The sequence below is a fragment of the Microbacterium sp. BDGP8 genome (assembly GCF_029991045.1).
Taxonomy (GTDB): Bacteria; Actinomycetota; Actinomycetes; order Actinomycetales; family Microbacteriaceae; genus Microbacterium; species Microbacterium plantarum.
Map to the genome: position 1 here is coordinate 1,484,613 of NZ_CP120712.1, position 16,229 is coordinate 1,500,841.

Annotated in this window: 17 protein-coding genes and 1 tRNA gene; 12 read left to right on the plus strand and 6 right to left on the minus strand. The window is 69.2% G+C overall.

Features of this window, described 5'->3' with window-relative positions; all coding sequences use genetic code 11:
- Positions 1-11 precede the first annotated feature (11 nt).
- Together rph and rdgB are read left to right on the plus strand one after the other, a co-directional pair.
- Positions 12-743 (plus strand): ribonuclease PH, encoded by a 732-nt coding sequence (gene rph, locus P6897_RS07140; RefSeq protein ID WP_112614334.1) that lies wholly within the window; start codon positions 12-14, stop codon positions 741-743.
- Positions 740-1,333: an RdgB/HAM1 family non-canonical purine NTP pyrophosphatase gene (gene rdgB, locus P6897_RS07145; protein WP_282502454.1), complete on the plus strand. Its 594-nt coding sequence runs from the start codon at positions 740-742 to the stop codon at positions 1,331-1,333. Before rph ends, rdgB begins: the two co-directional genes overlap by 4 nt.
- Here the strand turns inward: rdgB and P6897_RS07150 are convergent.
- Positions 1,330-3,756 carry an ATP-dependent DNA ligase gene (locus P6897_RS07150; protein WP_282502455.1) on the minus strand — a complete coding sequence of 809 codons (2,427 nt, stop codon included), beginning with the start codon at positions 3,754-3,756 and terminating at the stop codon, positions 1,330-1,332. The genes rdgB and P6897_RS07150 overlap by 4 nt on opposite strands.
- A 61-nt stretch (positions 3,757-3,817) precedes the next feature.
- Here P6897_RS07150 and P6897_RS07155 point away from each other — a divergent pair, with 61 nt between their 5' ends.
- On the plus strand, positions 3,818-4,780 hold the full coding sequence (locus P6897_RS07155; RefSeq protein WP_282502456.1) for a Ku protein: 963 nt from the start codon (positions 3,818-3,820) through the stop codon (positions 4,778-4,780).
- Here the strand turns inward: P6897_RS07155 and P6897_RS07160 are convergent, their stop codons facing one another.
- The 5 genes from P6897_RS07160 to P6897_RS07180 form a co-directional block, all read right to left on the minus strand.
- Positions 4,781-5,602, minus strand: a complete 822-nt coding sequence (locus P6897_RS07160) for a VTT domain-containing protein (RefSeq protein WP_282502457.1) — start codon at positions 5,600-5,602, stop codon at positions 4,781-4,783. It abuts the gene before it with no gap.
- A gap of 51 nt (positions 5,603-5,653) precedes the next feature.
- Positions 5,654-5,735 (minus strand) — tRNA-Leu (locus P6897_RS07165).
- Between the two features lie 106 nt (positions 5,736-5,841).
- Positions 5,842-6,675: a formate/nitrite transporter family protein gene (locus tag P6897_RS07170; RefSeq protein WP_282502458.1), complete on the minus strand. Its 834-nt coding sequence runs from the start codon at positions 6,673-6,675 to the stop codon at positions 5,842-5,844.
- 78 nt (positions 6,676-6,753) lie between these two features.
- Entirely contained in the window at positions 6,754-7,806 is a 1,053-nt protein-coding gene (locus P6897_RS07175; protein ID WP_282502459.1) for a methionine synthase, read from the minus strand.
- Positions 7,807-7,821: 15 nt separating this feature from the next.
- Positions 7,822-8,865, minus strand: a complete 1,044-nt coding sequence (locus tag P6897_RS07180; RefSeq protein ID WP_282502570.1) for a putative oxygenase MesX — start codon at positions 8,863-8,865, stop codon at positions 7,822-7,824.
- A 119-nt stretch (positions 8,866-8,984) separates the two neighbouring features.
- Between P6897_RS07180 and P6897_RS07185 the strand changes: the two genes are divergently transcribed.
- The 9 genes from P6897_RS07185 (at position 8,985) to P6897_RS07225 (ending at position 16,224) form a co-directional block, all read left to right on the plus strand.
- Positions 8,985-9,926, plus strand: coding sequence for a LysR family transcriptional regulator (locus P6897_RS07185; RefSeq protein WP_282502460.1), 942 nt, complete (start codon positions 8,985-8,987; stop codon positions 9,924-9,926).
- Between the two features lie 630 nt (positions 9,927-10,556).
- Entirely contained in the window at positions 10,557-11,726 is a 1,170-nt protein-coding gene (locus P6897_RS07190; RefSeq protein ID WP_282502571.1) for an ATPase, T2SS/T4P/T4SS family, read from the plus strand.
- Complete coding sequence (locus P6897_RS07195; protein ID WP_274177750.1) at positions 11,723-12,586, plus strand: type II secretion system F family protein; 864 nt, start codon at positions 11,723-11,725, stop codon at positions 12,584-12,586. The genes P6897_RS07190 and P6897_RS07195 overlap by 4 nt, the downstream gene beginning before the upstream one ends.
- Positions 12,583-13,500 (plus strand): type II secretion system F family protein, encoded by a 918-nt coding sequence (locus P6897_RS07200; protein WP_274177751.1) that lies wholly within the window; start codon positions 12,583-12,585, stop codon positions 13,498-13,500. Before P6897_RS07195 ends, P6897_RS07200 begins: the two co-directional genes overlap by 4 nt.
- A 30-nt stretch (positions 13,501-13,530) precedes the next feature.
- The gene (locus P6897_RS07205) at positions 13,531-13,719 is read left to right on the plus strand and encodes a hypothetical protein (RefSeq protein ID WP_274177752.1); all 189 of its coding nucleotides are present in this window, start codon (positions 13,531-13,533) and stop codon (positions 13,717-13,719) included.
- A 1-nt stretch (position 13,720) separates the two neighbouring features.
- Positions 13,721-14,107, plus strand: coding sequence for a TadE/TadG family type IV pilus assembly protein (locus P6897_RS07210; protein ID WP_282502461.1), 387 nt, complete (start codon positions 13,721-13,723; stop codon positions 14,105-14,107).
- Positions 14,082-14,543: a TadE family protein gene (locus P6897_RS07215; RefSeq protein ID WP_282502462.1), complete on the plus strand. Its 462-nt coding sequence runs from the start codon at positions 14,082-14,084 to the stop codon at positions 14,541-14,543. The genes P6897_RS07210 and P6897_RS07215 overlap by 26 nt, the downstream gene beginning before the upstream one ends.
- A gap of 32 nt (positions 14,544-14,575) precedes the next feature.
- A complete protein-coding gene (locus tag P6897_RS07220; protein ID WP_323987581.1) occupies positions 14,576-14,956 on the plus strand; it encodes a pilus assembly protein TadG-related protein in 381 nt (126 codons plus the stop codon).
- A gap of 95 nt (positions 14,957-15,051) precedes the next feature.
- Positions 15,052-16,224: a GAF domain-containing SpoIIE family protein phosphatase gene (locus P6897_RS07225; RefSeq protein WP_282502464.1), complete on the plus strand. Its 1,173-nt coding sequence runs from the start codon at positions 15,052-15,054 to the stop codon at positions 16,222-16,224.
- Positions 16,225-16,229 lie beyond the last annotated feature (5 nt).

Consider the following 16,229-nt stretch of genomic DNA (forward strand, 5'->3'; position numbering starts at 1 on the left):
GGAGACCCCTCATGACCGATTCCCTGCGCGCCGACGGGCGCACCGCCGACCAGCTCCGCACCGTGACGATCGAGCGCGGCTGGAGCGCCCATGCCGAAGGATCGGCTCTCGTGAGCTTCGGCGGTACCAAGGTGCTCTGCACGGCGTCGTTCACCAACGGCGTCCCGCGCTGGCTGACGGGCAAGGGCAAGGGCTGGGTCACGGCCGAGTACGCCATGCTGCCGCGCGCGACGAACAGCCGGAACGACCGCGAGTCGATCAAGGGCAAGGTCGGCGGGCGGACGCACGAGATCTCGCGTCTCATCGGTCGTGCCCTGCGCGCCGTCGTCGACACGAAGGCGCTGGGCGAGAACACGATCGTCATCGACTGCGACGTGCTGCAGGCCGACGGCGGCACCCGTACCGCCGCGATCACCGGAGCCTACGTCGCTCTGGCCGACGCGATCGAGTGGGGCCGGTCGCAGAAGTTCATCGCACAGCGCTCCGCCCCGCTGGTCGACTCGGTGTCGGCGGTGTCGGTCGGGATCATCGACGGAACGCCGATGCTCGACCTCGCCTACGTGGAGGACGTGCGGGCCGAGACCGACATGAACGTGGTCGTCACCGGCCGCGGACTCTTCGTCGAGGTGCAGGGCACCGCCGAAGGCGCGCCCTTCGACAAGCGCGAGCTCGACGCGCTGCTCGAGCTCGGTGTGAACGGATGCGCGCAACTGCGTGACATCCAGGCGGCGACGCTGGCATGACCGGCCGCATCGTCCTGGCGACCCACAACCCGCACAAGGTCGAGGAGTTCCACGCGATCGTCGCGGCGGTCCGCCCCGATCTGCAGGTCATCGGCTACGACGGTCCGGAGCCGGTCGAGGACGGCGTCACCTTCACGGAGAATGCGCTGATCAAGGCCCGGGCCGCAGCGGCGCACACGGGATTGCCGGCGCTCGCCGACGACTCGGGGATCTGCGTCGACGCCCTCGGGGGAGCCCCGGGCGCCTTCTCGACCTACTGGGCCGGCCACAAGAAGGATGCCGCCGCCAACACGGCCCTGCTGCTCGATCAGCTCTCCGACATCGCCGACCCGCGTCGCACCGCGCAGTTCGTGTCGGTCATCGCGCTCGTCGACGGTGGCACCGAGCACGTCGTCGAGGGCGTCTGGCCGGGGCGGCTCGCCGCCGAGCCGGCCGGCGAGGGTGGTTTCGGATACGACCCCGTCTTCGTTCCGGACGGGCAGTCCGGGCCCGCTCGCACCGTCGCGGAGTGGTCCGCCGCGGAGAAGAACGCCGCGTCGCACCGGGCGCGAGCCTTCGTAGCGCTCACCGAGGTGCTGCGCTCGCTCTAGCCGTCGTCGCGGCGGACGTCGCCGGGCGCTCGATCCGGCCGCAGGCCGCGCCACCGGGCATGGCGCAGGATGCCGCCGGGGGTGAACTCGGCGAACTCGACCTCGCCGACGAGCTCGGGTCGCACCCACAGCGCATCGGATGCGTCGGCCGCCGGGACACCCACGAACGGATTCCGATCGGTGCGGAGCGGGTCGAGGGCCGCGGTGAGCCGTGTCAGCTCGGCATCCGAGAACCCCGACCCCACGCGGCCGGCGTACCGGAGCGCCCCGTCGTCGTCGGGGATGCCCAGCAGCAGCGACCCGATGCCGCCCCGTCGGGCGCCCTTGCCCGGCCGGATGGCACCGACGACGACGTCCTGCGTTCGCGTCAGCTTGACCTTGAGCCACTCTTCGGAACGGACGCCGATGCGATAGCGGGACGACGGGTCTTTGACGACCGCGCCCTCGAGATCGAGCTGGCGGGCCACGGTGAGCGCAGCGTCGAGGTCATCCGTCACCGGCGGCATGGCCAGCGGAGGCTGTGCTCGCGCCGACGCGGACTCGAGCAGGCGACGACGTTCCCGCAGCGGGAGATCAGTGACATCACGGTCGCCGTGCCGCAGCAGGTCGAAGACGAAGAAGTCGGCCGGAGTCCGAGCCCGTTCTCGGGCGATCTCGCGGGCCTCGGTGAGGTGCATCCGGTTCTGCAGGAGCGGGAAGCTCGGCCGGCCCGCCTCGTCGAGCGCGACGATCTCACCGTCGAGGACGAGGGCCATGTCGCCCAGGCCGAGATCGGCATCTGCGTCGGTGAGCTCGGGGTAGCGTGCGGTGATGTCGGTACCGCTTCGCGCGTACAACCGCATCCGCTTGCCGTCCCAGAAGGCGATCGCCCGGACTCCGTCCCACTTGAACTCGACCCAGGGACCCCACCGTTCCGCGGCCGCGCGGGCAGGCCCGGGCGACGAGGAGACGGCCAGCATGGGCGGCACCGGACCCGCCGCGCCCAGCGACGACGCCGCTGTCTCGGATGCTGGAGAACCGGGGCTCGCCGCGCCTGCCGCATCCGCGACGTCGGTTTTCATCCGGTGCAGCAGCCACTGCGACTTCTCACCCGACCCGCCGGTGCGGATGAGCACGAGGCGCGCATCGGCTGCCCCTCCGCCATTCGTGCTTCGAAGCGTGAAGATGATCTCGTCGTCGCGCCACTTCTCGAGGTCGTAGAGACCGGTGTCCCAGATGGTCATCGTTCCCGCGCCGTATTCGCCGGCCGGGATCTCGCCGTGGAAGGTCAGGTACTCCATCGGGTGCGGCTCGGTCATCACGGCGAGATGGTTGCGGTCCGGTGTCTCGGGGATGCCGCGCGGCACGGCCCAGCTGACGAGTACGCCATCCCGCTCCAGTCGCAGGTCGTAGTGGAGGCGGCGAGCATGATGCTCCTGGATGACGAACCGGGGTTTGCCGGCGGACCCGGTACCCGGAACCCCCGACGCACCCACCGACACCGCCTCGGGCATCGGCTCGGGAGTCCGGTCCGCGGAGCGCTTGGCGAGGTACGGCGCGAGCGGTGCCGTCCGCCGGGGCGCGAGGGGCGCCAGCAGATCGCCGAGGTCACGGGCGCGCTCGAGCATCTCGTCGAAGCGCAGATGGCGCAGGTCGGGGTCGTCCAGCTCGTCCCACGTCCGTGGCGCGGCCACTGTCGGCTCGTCGCGGCCACGCAGCGAGTAGGGAGCGATGGTGGTCTTCGAGCCGTTGTTCTGGCTCCAGTCGAGGAAGATCTTGCCCGCCCGGGCGCTGCGGGTCATCTGGCTGATGACGAGGTCGGGGTGGTCGGCCTCGAGCGCCCGGGCGAGCTCCTTGGCGAACGCGGAGGCCTGATCGCTCGTCTGCGCGCCGGCGAGCGGAGCGTACAGATGGATGCCCTTGCTGCCGCTCGTGACGGGGAACAACTCCATGCCCATGTCCGACAGGATGCTGCGCACCCACCGCGCCACCTCGGCGCACTCGGCCAGGCCGACGCCGGGGCCGGGATCGAGATCGAGGACGAGTCGGTCGGGGGCGCCGCGTTCGCCGGCGTCGGTGAAACGCCACTGCGGGACGTGCAGCTCGAGGCTCGCGACCTGTGCGAGGTAGACGAGCGAGGCGACCTCTTCGACGAGGGGGTAGTCCTTCGACCCGCTGGAGTGGTCGATCGGCAGGCGGGGGAGCCACGACGGGGCTCCGGGCTCGAGGGCCTTGGCGAAGAAGTCCGGCTGCTCGACGCCCTCGGGCCAGCGTTTGCGTGTCACCGGGCGCCGGTCGAGATGCGGCAGCATCAGCGGCGCGATGCGCGAGAAGTAGTCGATCACCTCGCCCTTCGTGGTGCCCGTTCTCGGGTACAGCACCTTGTCGAGGTTCGACAGGCGCAGCCGGCGGCCGTCGACCTGGACCGTCTGCTCTCCTGCCATGCCGACAGGCTATTGCGCCACCCGCTGGCGTCGGTGAGGGGTTGCGGTGTGTACTTCGTGCATGAGATCGATCTGGAAAGGCGCCCTCACCTTCGGGCTCGTCAATGTGCCGGTGAAGGTCTACTCGGCGACCGAGGACCACGACGTGCCGCTGCACCAGGTGCACAACGCCGACGGCGGGCGTATCCGCTACCAGCGCATCTGCGAGATCGACGGTGAGGTCGTGCCCTACGCCGACATCGATCGCGCCTACGACGACGGCGAGCAGACCGTGGTCCTGACGAAGGAGGACCTGGCGTCGTTGCCCTCCGAGCGGAGCCGCGAGATCGACGTCGTCGAGTTCGTGCCGAGCGATCAGATCGACCTGCTCACGCTCGACAAGGCGTATTACCTCGAGCCCGACTCCTCCTCGCCGAAGTCGTACGTCCTGCTCCGCAAGACGCTCGAGCAGACCGACCGGACCGCGATCGTGCGGTTCTCCCTGCGGCAGAAGACGCGGCTCGCCGCGCTGCGCGTGCGGGGTGATGTGCTCGTGCTGCAGACGCTGCTGTGGGCCGACGAAGTTCGGGAGGCGGCGTTCCCCGCCCTCGACGAGTCGGTGCGCATTTCGGCGAAGGAGCTCGAGATGTCGGCATCCCTCGTCGAGAGCTTCTCGAGCGACTTCGATCCCGAGGCGTTCACGGACGAGTACCAGGAGGAGCTGCGGACGCTCATCGACGCCAAGCTCGAGAAGGGCGACGCCCTCGACACCTCGGAGACCTTCGGTGAGAAGGCCGAGAAGGAGGGCGGCGAGGTCATCGATCTGATGGAGGCGCTGCGGGCGAGTGTCGAGCGCAGCCGTGCGGCGCGTGGCGGGGGCTCGAAGACGTCGGACGGCGGCGACGCGGGGCGCTCCGGCACGAAGACGGACGCGAAGAAGAGCACCGCGAAGAGCGCCGCGAAGAAGGACACGGACGAGAAGGCTCCCGCGAAGAAGCCGGCCGAGAAGAAGGCTCCGGCGAAGAAGAGCGCGAAAGCCTCCTGATCAGCTCCGCGGGTCGGTGTGCCGATCGGTGTCGGTCGTGGACGCGTCGGGGTGGTGCGCGTGCGGAGCGCTGTGGCCGTGCTCGCGGAAGACCTCCGGGTCGAGCACGAGCTCGCGCGCCTCGTCGGCGTCGGTGTATTCGTCGGGTCCCGCGGCCATCTCCTTCTTCGCCTTGCGCTTCTCGGCGAAGTAGTGCCACACGATGAAGAAGACGGTGCCGACGACGGCCGCGAGCAGGATGACGTCGATGTACTTCGCGACGAACTCGCCGACGCCGGGAATGAGGCTCACGAGGTAGCCGATCACGGTCAGGCCGAAGCCCCAGATGACGGCCCCGATGAGGTTGTAGAGCGAGTACCGATGCCACGGCATCTTGCCGACACCGGCGGCGACGGGCGCGAACGTGCGGACGATGGGCACGAATCGGGCGAGGATGACGGTGACGCCGCCGTATCGCTCGAAGAACGCGTTCGTGCGCTCGACGTTGCGGCGACTGAACAGGCCCGATTCCTTGCGCTCGAAGACGGCGGGACCGCCCTTGCGACCGATCACGTAGCCCACCTCACCGCCGAGGAATGCCGAGAATCCGATCAGGAGACCGACGATCCAGACGTTGATCCCGAAGACTCCGTGGGGGGCGTGCGTGACCGGGTTCGACAGCAGGCCGGCCATGATCAGCAGCGTGTCGCCGGGGAGCAGGAAGCCGACGAGCAGTCCCGTCTCGGCGAAGATGATGAAGCACACCACGAGCAGAGCCCACGGACCCGCCGCGCTGATGATGGTGGCGGGGTCGAGCCAGGGGATGAGGGCGATCTGATGCACGAGTTTCCCGTCGGGAGAGGATGACGCGAGGGCGGGCGAACGCCCGATCCGTGCGGAAGGTGGGACTTGAACCCACACGCCGTGAGGCACAGGAACCTAAATCCTGCGTGTCTGCCAATTCCACCACTCCCGCGGACGGGTTCAGTCTAGGCGTCAGCGATAAGCGAATCCGTCCGGATAACCCCCGAATTCGCCGAGACGATGGGGCGGTCGCGGCGCGCATGGCCGCTCGGGCCCACCTATCGCGCGATGGAGCTCCTGAGTCCGGAGTTCGGGACGTTCGCTGACGCGTCAGCGAGTCGCGGGGAGCCGCCGACGAACCAGTATCCGGCGCCGACGACGAGCCCGCCGCCGACGAGGTTCCCGGCGCCGACGAGCAGCAGGTTGAGGGCGAAGCCGCCCACGGTCGCCGACGGGTCGCCGGAGAGCAGACCGATCGTGAACGTGGTCATGTTCGCCACGACGTGCTCGAAGCCGGATGTGATGAACGCGAGGATCGCCGCAAAGACGACCAGGATGCGGGCGGTCTCGCTGCGCAGCCGCACCGTCATCCAGATCGCGATGCAGACGAGCACATTGCACAGGATGCCGCGGACGAACAGCTCGACCGGCGACTCGTGTGCCTTCGCGGCGAGCATGTCGGAGATCATCGTGCCGGCCGCGGCGTTGCTGTGCAGCACCCCCGACGCGACGATCAGCGCTCCGAACACGACCGATCCGACGAGGTTGGCGCCGAACGTCCACAGGACCGCCCCGGCGGCGCGCCCCGCCGGCACGGCCCTCATGAGCGTCGCCTGGGTGACCGTCATCATCGAGGAGGTCACGAGCTCGCCGCCCGCGATGACGACGATCGTCAGGGCGACCCCGAACACCAGTCCGGACACGAGCTTGCCCCAGCCCGAGCCCGCCGCGAAGAGGGGCCCGGCTGCCGTGACCATGAGCACGACCCCGACGCCGATGTAAGCGCCGGCGAGCATGCCCGACACCGTGAAGCGAGCGGGCGAGCGCAGCCCGTCCGTCTTGTGGCGGCCGTTCTCGGCTTGTGCGGCGAGCGCCTCGGGGATCGTGAGCACGGGATCACCGTCCTTCCGCCGCCAGTGTGCGCTCGATGCGCGGGCCGAAAGGGGGCGGCGGGCCGGGGATAACCCCGATCAGCGCACGGCGAGCGCGCTCGGCTCGGAGACCTCGGCTCGGACAATGGCGGCCCCGGCCACCAGGGCGCTGATCTTGTCGTTCGCCACGGCGCGGGGCAGCGGTGCCATGCCGCAGTTGGTGCTCGGGATCAGCTTGTCGGCGTCGACGAACTCGAGGGCACGGCGGAGGGTCTCGGCGACCTCGTCCGGCGTCTCGACCTCGTGGCTGGCGACGTCGATGGCGCCGAGCATCACCTTCTTGCCTCGGATGAGCTCGATCAGCTCCACCGGAACGTGCGAGTGGTGGCTCTCGAGCGAGATGACGTCGATGCTCGAGCGCTGGAGAAGCGGGAACGACTCCTCGTACTGCCGCCACTCCGGACCGAGCGTCGCCTTCCACTCGTTGTTCGCCGCGATGCCGTAGCCGTAGCAGATGTGCACCACCGTCTCGGCGCGCAGGCCCTCGGCGGCTCGTTCGAGTGCGGCGATACCCCAGTCCTTCATCTCGTCGAAGAACACGTTGAACGCGGGCTCGTCGAACTGGATGATGTCGACGCCGGCGGCCTCGAGCTCTCGGGCCTCCTGGTTGAGGATCGTCGCGAACTCCCACGCGAGCTTCTCGCGGCTCCGATAGTGACGATCGGCCAGCGTGTCGATCATGGTCATGGGGCCCGGGAGCGCCCACTTGATGGGGCGGTCGGTCTGCTGCCGGAGGAAGGCCGCGTCATCGACGAAGACGGGCCGCCGGCGGCTGACGGCGCCGACGACGGTGGGGACGCTCGCGTCGTAGCGGTCGCGGATGCGGACGGTCTCGCGCCGTTCGAAGTCGACACCGTCGAGGTGCTCGATGAAGGTCGTGACGAAGTGCTGGCGCGTCTGCTCGCCGTCACTGATGATGTCGAGTCCGCGGCGCTCCTGCTCGTGAACGGCAGCGCGGAGAGCATCGCGCTTTCCCTCGACGAGCACATCGCCGGTCAGCTCCCACGGCGACCACAGAACTTCGGGTTTGGCGAGCCAGGACGGCTTGGGCAGGCTGCCGACGGTCGAGGTGGGAAGGAGGGAATGCGACACGGATCGTCCTTCGGGTCAGCGGGTCAGCGCGGCCGGCACGGCCTCGGCGGTCGGGGCGGCGTAGTCGGCGGCCCAGCGGCTGAGCACCTGCCGGTGTGGGGTCACGAAGTGCTCCTCGGCGTATTTGCCCTGCGTCGTGGCGAGCTGGCTGCGCTCGACCCGGTCGTAGGTGATGTCCGTTCGCACGAAGTCGTCACTCTCGAGGGTGGGCCGGTAGACCTCGCCCGCCGGCTCGGTCGCGTTGTAGATCTCAGGCCGGTAGATCTTCTGGAACGTCTCCATGGTGCCGATGGTGCCGGCCAGCTGCAGGTCGGTGTACTCAGCGAGCAGGTCGCCGCGGTGGTAGAACGCCAGCGGGGCGACGCTGCCGCGCGGCATGAAGTACCGCACCTGCAGCCCCATCTTGGCGAAGTACTCGTCCGTGAGCGAGAAGGAGTCCTGCTCGTACTCGACACCGAGAACCGGATGCCGGTTGCCGTTACGCCGGTAGGTGCGGCTCGTCGACACGCTGATGCAGACGACGGGCGACTGCGGGAACCGCTCGCGGTAGGCCTCGGACTCGAGGAAGTGCTGGAAGAGCTTCCCGTGGAGGTCGCCGAACCCATCCGGCACCGTGAACGCACCGGGCGTCTGCTGCGCGGACGGCAACAGGATGCTGAAGTCGTAGTCGCGCAGGTACGACGAGAAGTTGTTGCCGACGATGCCGTGGTGGCGCTCGCCGGTCTGCCGGTCGAGGATGTGGATGTCGAGCACCTCGAGGAGCGGGAACTCGCGGTCATCGGCGGCATCCGTCGCCGTCTCGTCGGTGCCGGTGTCGAACCGCAGGTTGGCCGAGACGATGTCGAGCTCGGCGGTGTACCGGTCACCGTCCGGGTTGCCGGTGCGGGCGAGGTCGTTGAGACGGGCGTCGATCATCGCGAGCGCGCCGCGGAGGTTCTCCCGGCGGCGCTCGCCGCGGGCGAGATTGGCGAAGTTCGTGGTGATGCGCGACGAGTCAGAGGGGGTGTAGTCCTCGTCGAAGCGCGTCGTCGAGATGCGGAACGCGAAGTCGTTCGCCATGAGCAGCCAATCGAGCGGAGCTCCGGGGGAGCCGTGCGGAAGATGATGGCTCCATCGTGCGCGCCGACGGCGGTCATCGGGTAATTCCCTGTCGCTATCCGGTGCCATAGTCTGAGGCTATGGCCGTGCGTCGAAGCGGGATCACCCTGCAGCAGCTGCAGTACTTCATCGAGGTCGCCGCCGAGGGCTCGATCTCGGCGGCATCCGATCTGCTCTACGTCGCCCAGCCCACGATGTCTGCGACGATGAAAGACCTCGAGGCGCGGGTCGGCCGCGATCTGCTGGTGCGGTCGGCCCGAGGCGTGACTCTCACCACCGACGGCGTCGAGTTCCTCGGGTACGCCCGCCAGGTCGTCGAGCAGGCCGAGCTGCTCGAGCAGCGCTACCTCGGGCGGCCGCCGTCGCGCCGGCTGCTCGGCGTCTCGACGCAGCACTACTCGTTCGCCGTCGACGCGTTCGTTCGGATGGTCAGGAGCACCGGGGCGCCGGAGTACGAGTTCTCGCTGCGCGAGACCCGGACGTGGGACATCATCGAAGACGTCCGGACGCTGCGCAGCGAGCTCGGCATCCTGTTCCGCAACGACTTCAACCGGAATGTCATCGACAAGCTGCTGCGCGATTCCGGGCTCGCGTTCCACCCGCTGTTCGTCGCCCAGCCGCACATCTTCGTCGCGCGCCGGAACCCGCTCGCCTCGCGGGCCCGCGCGACGCTCGACGACCTCGCCGACCTGCCCCGCCTGACGTTCGACCAGGGTGCGAACAACTCGTTCTACTTCGCCGAGGAGATCCTCTCGACGCTCTCGAGCAAGCAGGAGATCCGGGTGTCGGACCGTGCGACGATCTTCAACCTCATGATCGGCCTCGACGGCTACACGATCTCGACGGGCATCATCAGCGACGACCTCGACCCCGAGATCGTCGCCGTGCCCCTCGACGTCGACGAGCGCATCGAGATCGGCTGGATCGGCCGCACGGCTGTTCCGCTCACGGAGCAGGCGCAGCGGTATCTCGACGAGGTGCGGGCCGTCGTCGCGGGGTTCGGCATCGAATTGCTCGGGTGAGGCTGGGGTGGCGAGGTGGTGAGCCGACCGGCCCTGTGGAAGGTCGCCACCGCTTCACGGGGTAGCGGCCACGATGCCGGGTGCCCGTTACGCCCCCACTGCTACCATCTGTGCAGCATGCATCGGCGGCATCGCGGCCGTTGGCGGCGCGTCTATCGGAGCCGTCATGGGCTGCTTCACCGGAGGTGAGTTATGAAGCGTTCGAGAGGCCACTTTCTGCTCTTCTTCATCATCGCAGTGGCGGCGGGCGCGAGCCTGATCTGGTTGCTGCCAGCGGCGCTCGGCGATGACGCCACAGTGCAGAGTCGGATCCCTGCCGTGCTCGGAGCGATCTTCGCAGCAAGCGCCTTCGTCGCATGGAAAGTCTGCCCAAACTGGAAGCAGACATCTCCGACATAGGTGTTGCACAGCAGGAGAATGGAAGACCCCCGTGGATGTTTACCTGCGGGGGTCTCTCTCGTCCCGACGTTGAATCCCGCTGAAGCATCACATGCCAGCGTCAAGCTCGACGTCATCCACAACGCTGGGCTTATGAGTGCTCTTTCAGACCGATGGATTCACCCTTTTGGCTAGCCCTGTGGAAAGTCGCCACGGGCTGACGAGGTAACGACCACGATGCTGCGGGTGAGCATTTCTCTCTCGTCCGCGTCCGGGTCCGAGCCGCCTGACCTGCCGCCCGAGACGCGGATCGCGTGCCGTCTGCGCGATCGGCTGCGGTCGGAGGGCATCGATCCTGCCGAGCGCCCGGACGAGGTCGAGCGCGTCGCGGTCGCGGAGGTGCAGCGACACAACGATTTCGCTCTGGCACGCGGGCTCGAAGCGGTCGACGACGAGTCCGCTGCGGTGCGCCGCGTGCTGGCATCCGTGGCCGGTTACGGCCCCTTGCAGGCGCTGCTCGATGATCCGAGTGTCGAGGAGCTGTGGATCAACGCTCCCGACCGCGTCTTCGTCGCGCGAGGCGGACGGAGCGAGAGGGTCGCTTTGGCCCTGACCGAGGAGCAGGTGCGCGACCTCGTCGAGCGGATGCTGCACGCCAGCGGTCGCCGCGTCGACTTGAGTCAACCCTTCGCCGACGCGTCGCTTCCCGACGGTTCCCGGCTCCACGTCGTCATCCCCGACATCACGCGGCACTGGGCCGTCAACGTCCGCAAGTTCCTCCGCACGTTCCGCACGCTCGACGACCTGGTGGCGGTCGGGTCGGTGACCGTGGAGGCGGCGGACATCCTGCGCACCGCGATCGCGAGCGGACGGAACATCATCGTGTCCGGGGCCACCCACGCGGGTAAGACGACCATGCTCAGCGCGTTGGTTGCAGCAAGCCCCGCCGAGCAGCGCGTCGTCACGGTGGAGGAGACGTTCGAGCTATTCGTCGATCTGCCCGACGTCGTCGCCCTGCAGGCCCGGCAGCCAAGCCTTGAGGGCGGGGGAGAGGTGACGCTGCGGCGCCTCGTGAAGGAGGCGCTCCGTATGCGACCCGACCGCCTCGTCGTGGGGGAGGTGCGCGATGCCGAAGCTCTCGATCTGCTCCTTGCTCTCAACACCGGCGTGCCCGCCGCCGCAACGGTGCACGCGAACTCCGCCGCGGACGCGCTGCGGAAGCTCTCGGCCCTCCCGCTTCTGGCCGGGCGGAACATCGACGTCGAGTTCGTGCGTGATGCCCTCGCGGCATCCGTCGACATCGTGGTGCACTGCGAGCTCCTGGACTCGGGGCGCCGACGCGTCGCCGAGATCGTGTCGCCCACCGGCGCCGTGACCGACGGTGTGATCGCGACCCGGTCGGTGTATCGGAGCCACGGGTGACCCTTTTCTGGGGCGCGACCCTCGGCGCCGGGCTCGTGCTCATCGTCGCGCCGTGGCTGTCGCCTCGTGAGGCGATGACACCAGCCACATCCGGTCGCGCTCGCGGATTCGGCCGCGGCCTCCTCGAATCCGCCGGGTTCGCACATGCGCCGGTGAGCGGGCTCGGCGCCATATCGGTCGGGTCAGCAGCGCTCGCCGCCGCGGCTGCCTGGCTGGTGACCTCCCTCCCCGTCGTCGCCGCCGTCGCTGCCGGGGCAGGAGCGCTGCTGCCGACGGCCTGGCTGCGCTCGCGCGCCCGCCGACTTCGGAAAGTGCGCCGGGGGCTCTGGCCCGACGTCTGCGATCTGCTCGTCGCATCGGTTCGGGCCGGGATGCCGCTCGGTGACGCGGTCTCGTCGATCGCCGAGACCGGGCCGCCCGCCCTGCGACTCGCCTTCCGGGGCTTCGCGCGAGATCTCGCCGCGTCCGGTCATTTCGACACCAGTGCCGCGCGTCTGCAGGCGGTTCTCGCAGACCCGGTGGCCGACCGCATCGTCGAGACCCTCCGGATGGCCCGGCAGGTCGGAGGGACTGAGCTGGTCCCGGTTCTCAGGGCGCTGTCGACGTCCGTCCGCGCCGATGCGGCTCTCCGCGCCGAGGTGGAGGCGCGCCAGTCGTGGATCCGAGGCGCAGCCGTGCTCGGATTGATCGCTCCCTGGGTGGTGCTCACGCTCCTGGCACTTCGACCGGAAGGGGCCCGCGCGTATGCCTCGGCGGAGGGAGCGATCCTCATCATCGTGGGCGCGGCGGTGTCGTTCCTCGCATACCGGGTCATGCTGCGGATCGGCCGGCTTCCCGAACCGCGGCGGTGGGTGCGGTGACCGGGGTGTCGGAGCTCGCCATTGCCGTCGTGCTGGGCACAGCGCTTGCTGCCGGTGTGCTTCTCACGATCTCCGGAATGCCGCGATGGGTCGCGCCACCTCTTGAGCGCAGGATTGCGCCCTATCTGCGCGACATCGCCGATCCGATCGGCCTGACCCCGCTCCATGCGGGCTCGTCGTGGCTCGCAGGCTGGCGGGAACGCGCCACGCGGATGGGCGCGAAGCTGGGCGGCCCGGTAGCCCTCCGGCGACGGCTCCTGCGGGCCGGCTGGGCGCTGACGCCCGAGAGGTTCCGTCTCCGGCAGCTGCTCGCGGGGGTCGGGGGACTCACGCTCGGCACCGCGCTGACCGTCGCCGTCGTGATGCGCGGCGATGCGAACGGCGCCACGCTGCTGCTTCCGGTCGTTCTCGCTGCCGCCGGAATGCTCGGTCTCCACATGGTGCTGGCCCAGGCCGCGGAGAAGCGGATGCGGCAGGTGCGAGAAGAGGTGCCCACGGTGCTGGAGTTCCTCGCGCTCTGCCTCTCTGCGGGCGAGAGCCTCAACGATGCGTTGCGCCGCGTCAGCGAGGTGGGCGCCGGCGAACTGACCGCACATCTGCGCGCCGCCGTCTTGGCCGCCGGGACCGGGTCGACCCTGATCGATGCCCTGCGCGACATGGCGCGCTCCCTCGACGTGGCCAGTATCGATCGCGCGGTCGACCAGCTCGTGGGAGCCATCGAACGTGGCGCCCCGTTGGCGCAGGTCCTGCAGACCCAGGCTGCCGATGCGCGCGAGGACGCGAAGCGGGTTCTGATCGAGCAGGCCGGGCGCAAGGAGATCCTCATGCTGCTTCCGCTGGTGTTCCTCGTGCTGCCTCTCTCGGTCCTGTTCGCGGTATTCCCCGGCATCGTGATGCTGCGCCTGGGGCTGTGAACCACATTCAGAACGAAGAAAGGAAACGCGATGAGACGAACGGTCACGATGGTCCGAGGCGCTGCACGAGATCTCCGGGATGACGAGCGAGGCGATGTTCCCGGCTGGGTGCTCGTCACCCTGATGACGGCCGGGCTGGTCGTCGTCATCTGGGCGCTCGCCGGGCCCGCGCTGTCGAACCTGTTCGAGCAGGCCATCGCGCGAGTGTCCGGACTCTGACATGGCGTTCGCTCTCGACGACCGCGGGTCGAGTCCGGCGGAGTTCGTCATGGTCGGAGCGCTGCTCACCCTGCTGACCCTGGGGGTCATGCAGCTCGCTCTCGCCGTCTACGTCCGAGGGGTCGCTCACGACGCGGCTGTCGAAGGCGCTTACGACGCCGCGCTCGCCGACGTGACCGACGGAGAGGGAGCCGCGCGCGCCCGGGAGATCGTCGACCGGACGCTCGGGGCGGGGTTCGTGCAGGGCGTTCGGGCACAGCGCACTGCGGTCGACGACGCGACCATGGTGCAGGTGACGATGCGGCTGACCCTGCCGCTCGTCGGATTGATGGGCATCCCGGCAGCGTGGGAGGTGACCGCGCATGCGCCTGCGGACGACGGGGAGTAAGCGGCACCGTGCTGACGACGGGTCGGCGTCGCTCGAGTTCCTGACTGCAGGACTCATCCTGCTCGTCCCCGTCGTATACCTGATCGTCTCCCTCGGCATCGTTCAGTCGCACACGTTCGCGGCTCAGGCGGCAGCACGACACATCGCCCGCGCGGTTGCGACAGCCACTGATGTAGCCCAGGCCGACACGCGCGCTGAAGCGATCACGCGCGCTATCGCCGCCGAGTACGGCATGGCGGCGGACGATCTCGCGCTCGCCGTCTCGTGCGACGGGGCTGGTCCGTGCCCGCGACCGGGCGAGATGTTCCGCGTCACCGCGGAGACCGAGGCGACGCTTCCGCTCGTGCCTCCCGTGCTCGGCCTCGACCGGCTCGCCCGTGTTCCGATCGAGGCGACCGCGGTGCAACGGATGCCGCGCCTGTGGGGCGCGCCATGAGGCGTCACCACCGGCTGGGGGACGAGGGGAGCGTGCTGCCCCTCACACTCGGATACGCCCTGCTCGCCATCGTGCTCGTCCTCGTCGGCGCGGACGCGATGAGCCTGTATCTCGCCCACAAGCGGGCGGACGCCGTCGCGGATGCCGCGGCCCTGGCGGCATCCGACGGGTTTGCGCTGGTCGTCGACGAAGGCTCACCGCGCACTGTGCTCGACCCGGCCGACGTCCGTGACCTGGCCGCCGAGGTCATCGCGGCAACCGGTGACGTGACGCTGGTCGAAGCCGGCACGCCCGATGGGGTGTCCGCGCGAGTCACCGTGGCGACGGTGTGGCACCCTCCGGTGTCATCGGTGTTCGTGCCCGACGGCGTGAGGGTCGAGGCGACCGCGACGAGCCGGACCGTGCTGCGTTGAGTCCCGGACGCGCAGCGATAATGCAACCTCCTTACCGGAGGAATTCGCGCTGACTAGGGTCGGAGGACCGGCAATGCGTGGATGGGAGCCCACTCATGACCCAGCAACTCGATGTCAACGACGACGCGGTGACGCGACTCGGTCTGATGGACACCGCCCCGGAGGAGCGCTTCGACCGCATCACGCGGCTCGCACGCGAGATGTTCGACGTCGATTACGCCGTCGTCAACGTCGTGAACTCCGAGACGGTGTTCACGAAGTCGCAGCCGGCGGAGTCGGACTTCCGGCACACCCCGATCGAGGACTCGTTCTGCGGCGAGGCCGTCAAGCAGCCCGCCGTCCTCGAGGTTCCCGACGGCCGCGCCGACCCGCGGTTCGCCGACCGCGCGATCGTCGCCGAGCACGGCATCCGCTTCTACGCGGGCTTTCCGATCCACACCGATGCGGGAGAGACCGTCGGCACACTCTGCCTGCTCGACACCTCGCCTCGTGATCTCAGCGACGCCGACCGCGACGCGTTCGAGCGCTTCGGCTTATGGGCGCAGGCCGAGATGCGCATGGACGATCCCGGTGTCTCCGGTGCCGGGCCCGTGCCCGCCGCGTCGGTCGCCCCGGCCGTGCGTGATGACCGTCTGGCGGCGGGGGAGGTTCGCCTGGCCGCCCTGGCGATCCCGTATGGGCAGGTCAGCGGTGACCGGAGCAGCTGGCAACAGGTCGGAGACCGCATCATCGTCACTCTCGCCGACGTCATGGGCAAGGGTGAAGAGGCCGGCGGGTTCGCCGAGGAGCTGATCGGCGCACTCCAGCAGCGCGCCCACCTCGACCCCGTCGAGGCGATGCTCTCGGTCGAGGACTATGCCCGGCACGACAAGCGCTATCGCGAGACCTTCGCCACCCTGTTCCACGCGGTTATCGAGACCCGGAGCGGCCGGGTGGCCTACGTCGATGCGGGGCACGGGCTCACATTGCTTCTCCGCGCCGACGGCACGAGCGAGCGCCTGAGCTCCCGCAACCTCCCGCTCGGCCTGCGCCCCTCCGACGCCGAGTGGGAGGCGGGCGAGACCGTGGTCGGTCACGGCGACCTGATCGTCTCCGTCTCGGACGGGGCCCTCGACGCCTATGACTCCACGCTCGACAGCCTGCGTCTCATCGGCGAAGACCTCCGCCGCGCCAGCGAACCGGATGCCTTCTTCGACGAGCTGTCCATCCGCGTCTCCGAGCACGTCGTCGACGATGACGTGACGGCGGTGGTCATCTCGGTGCGCTGACGCAC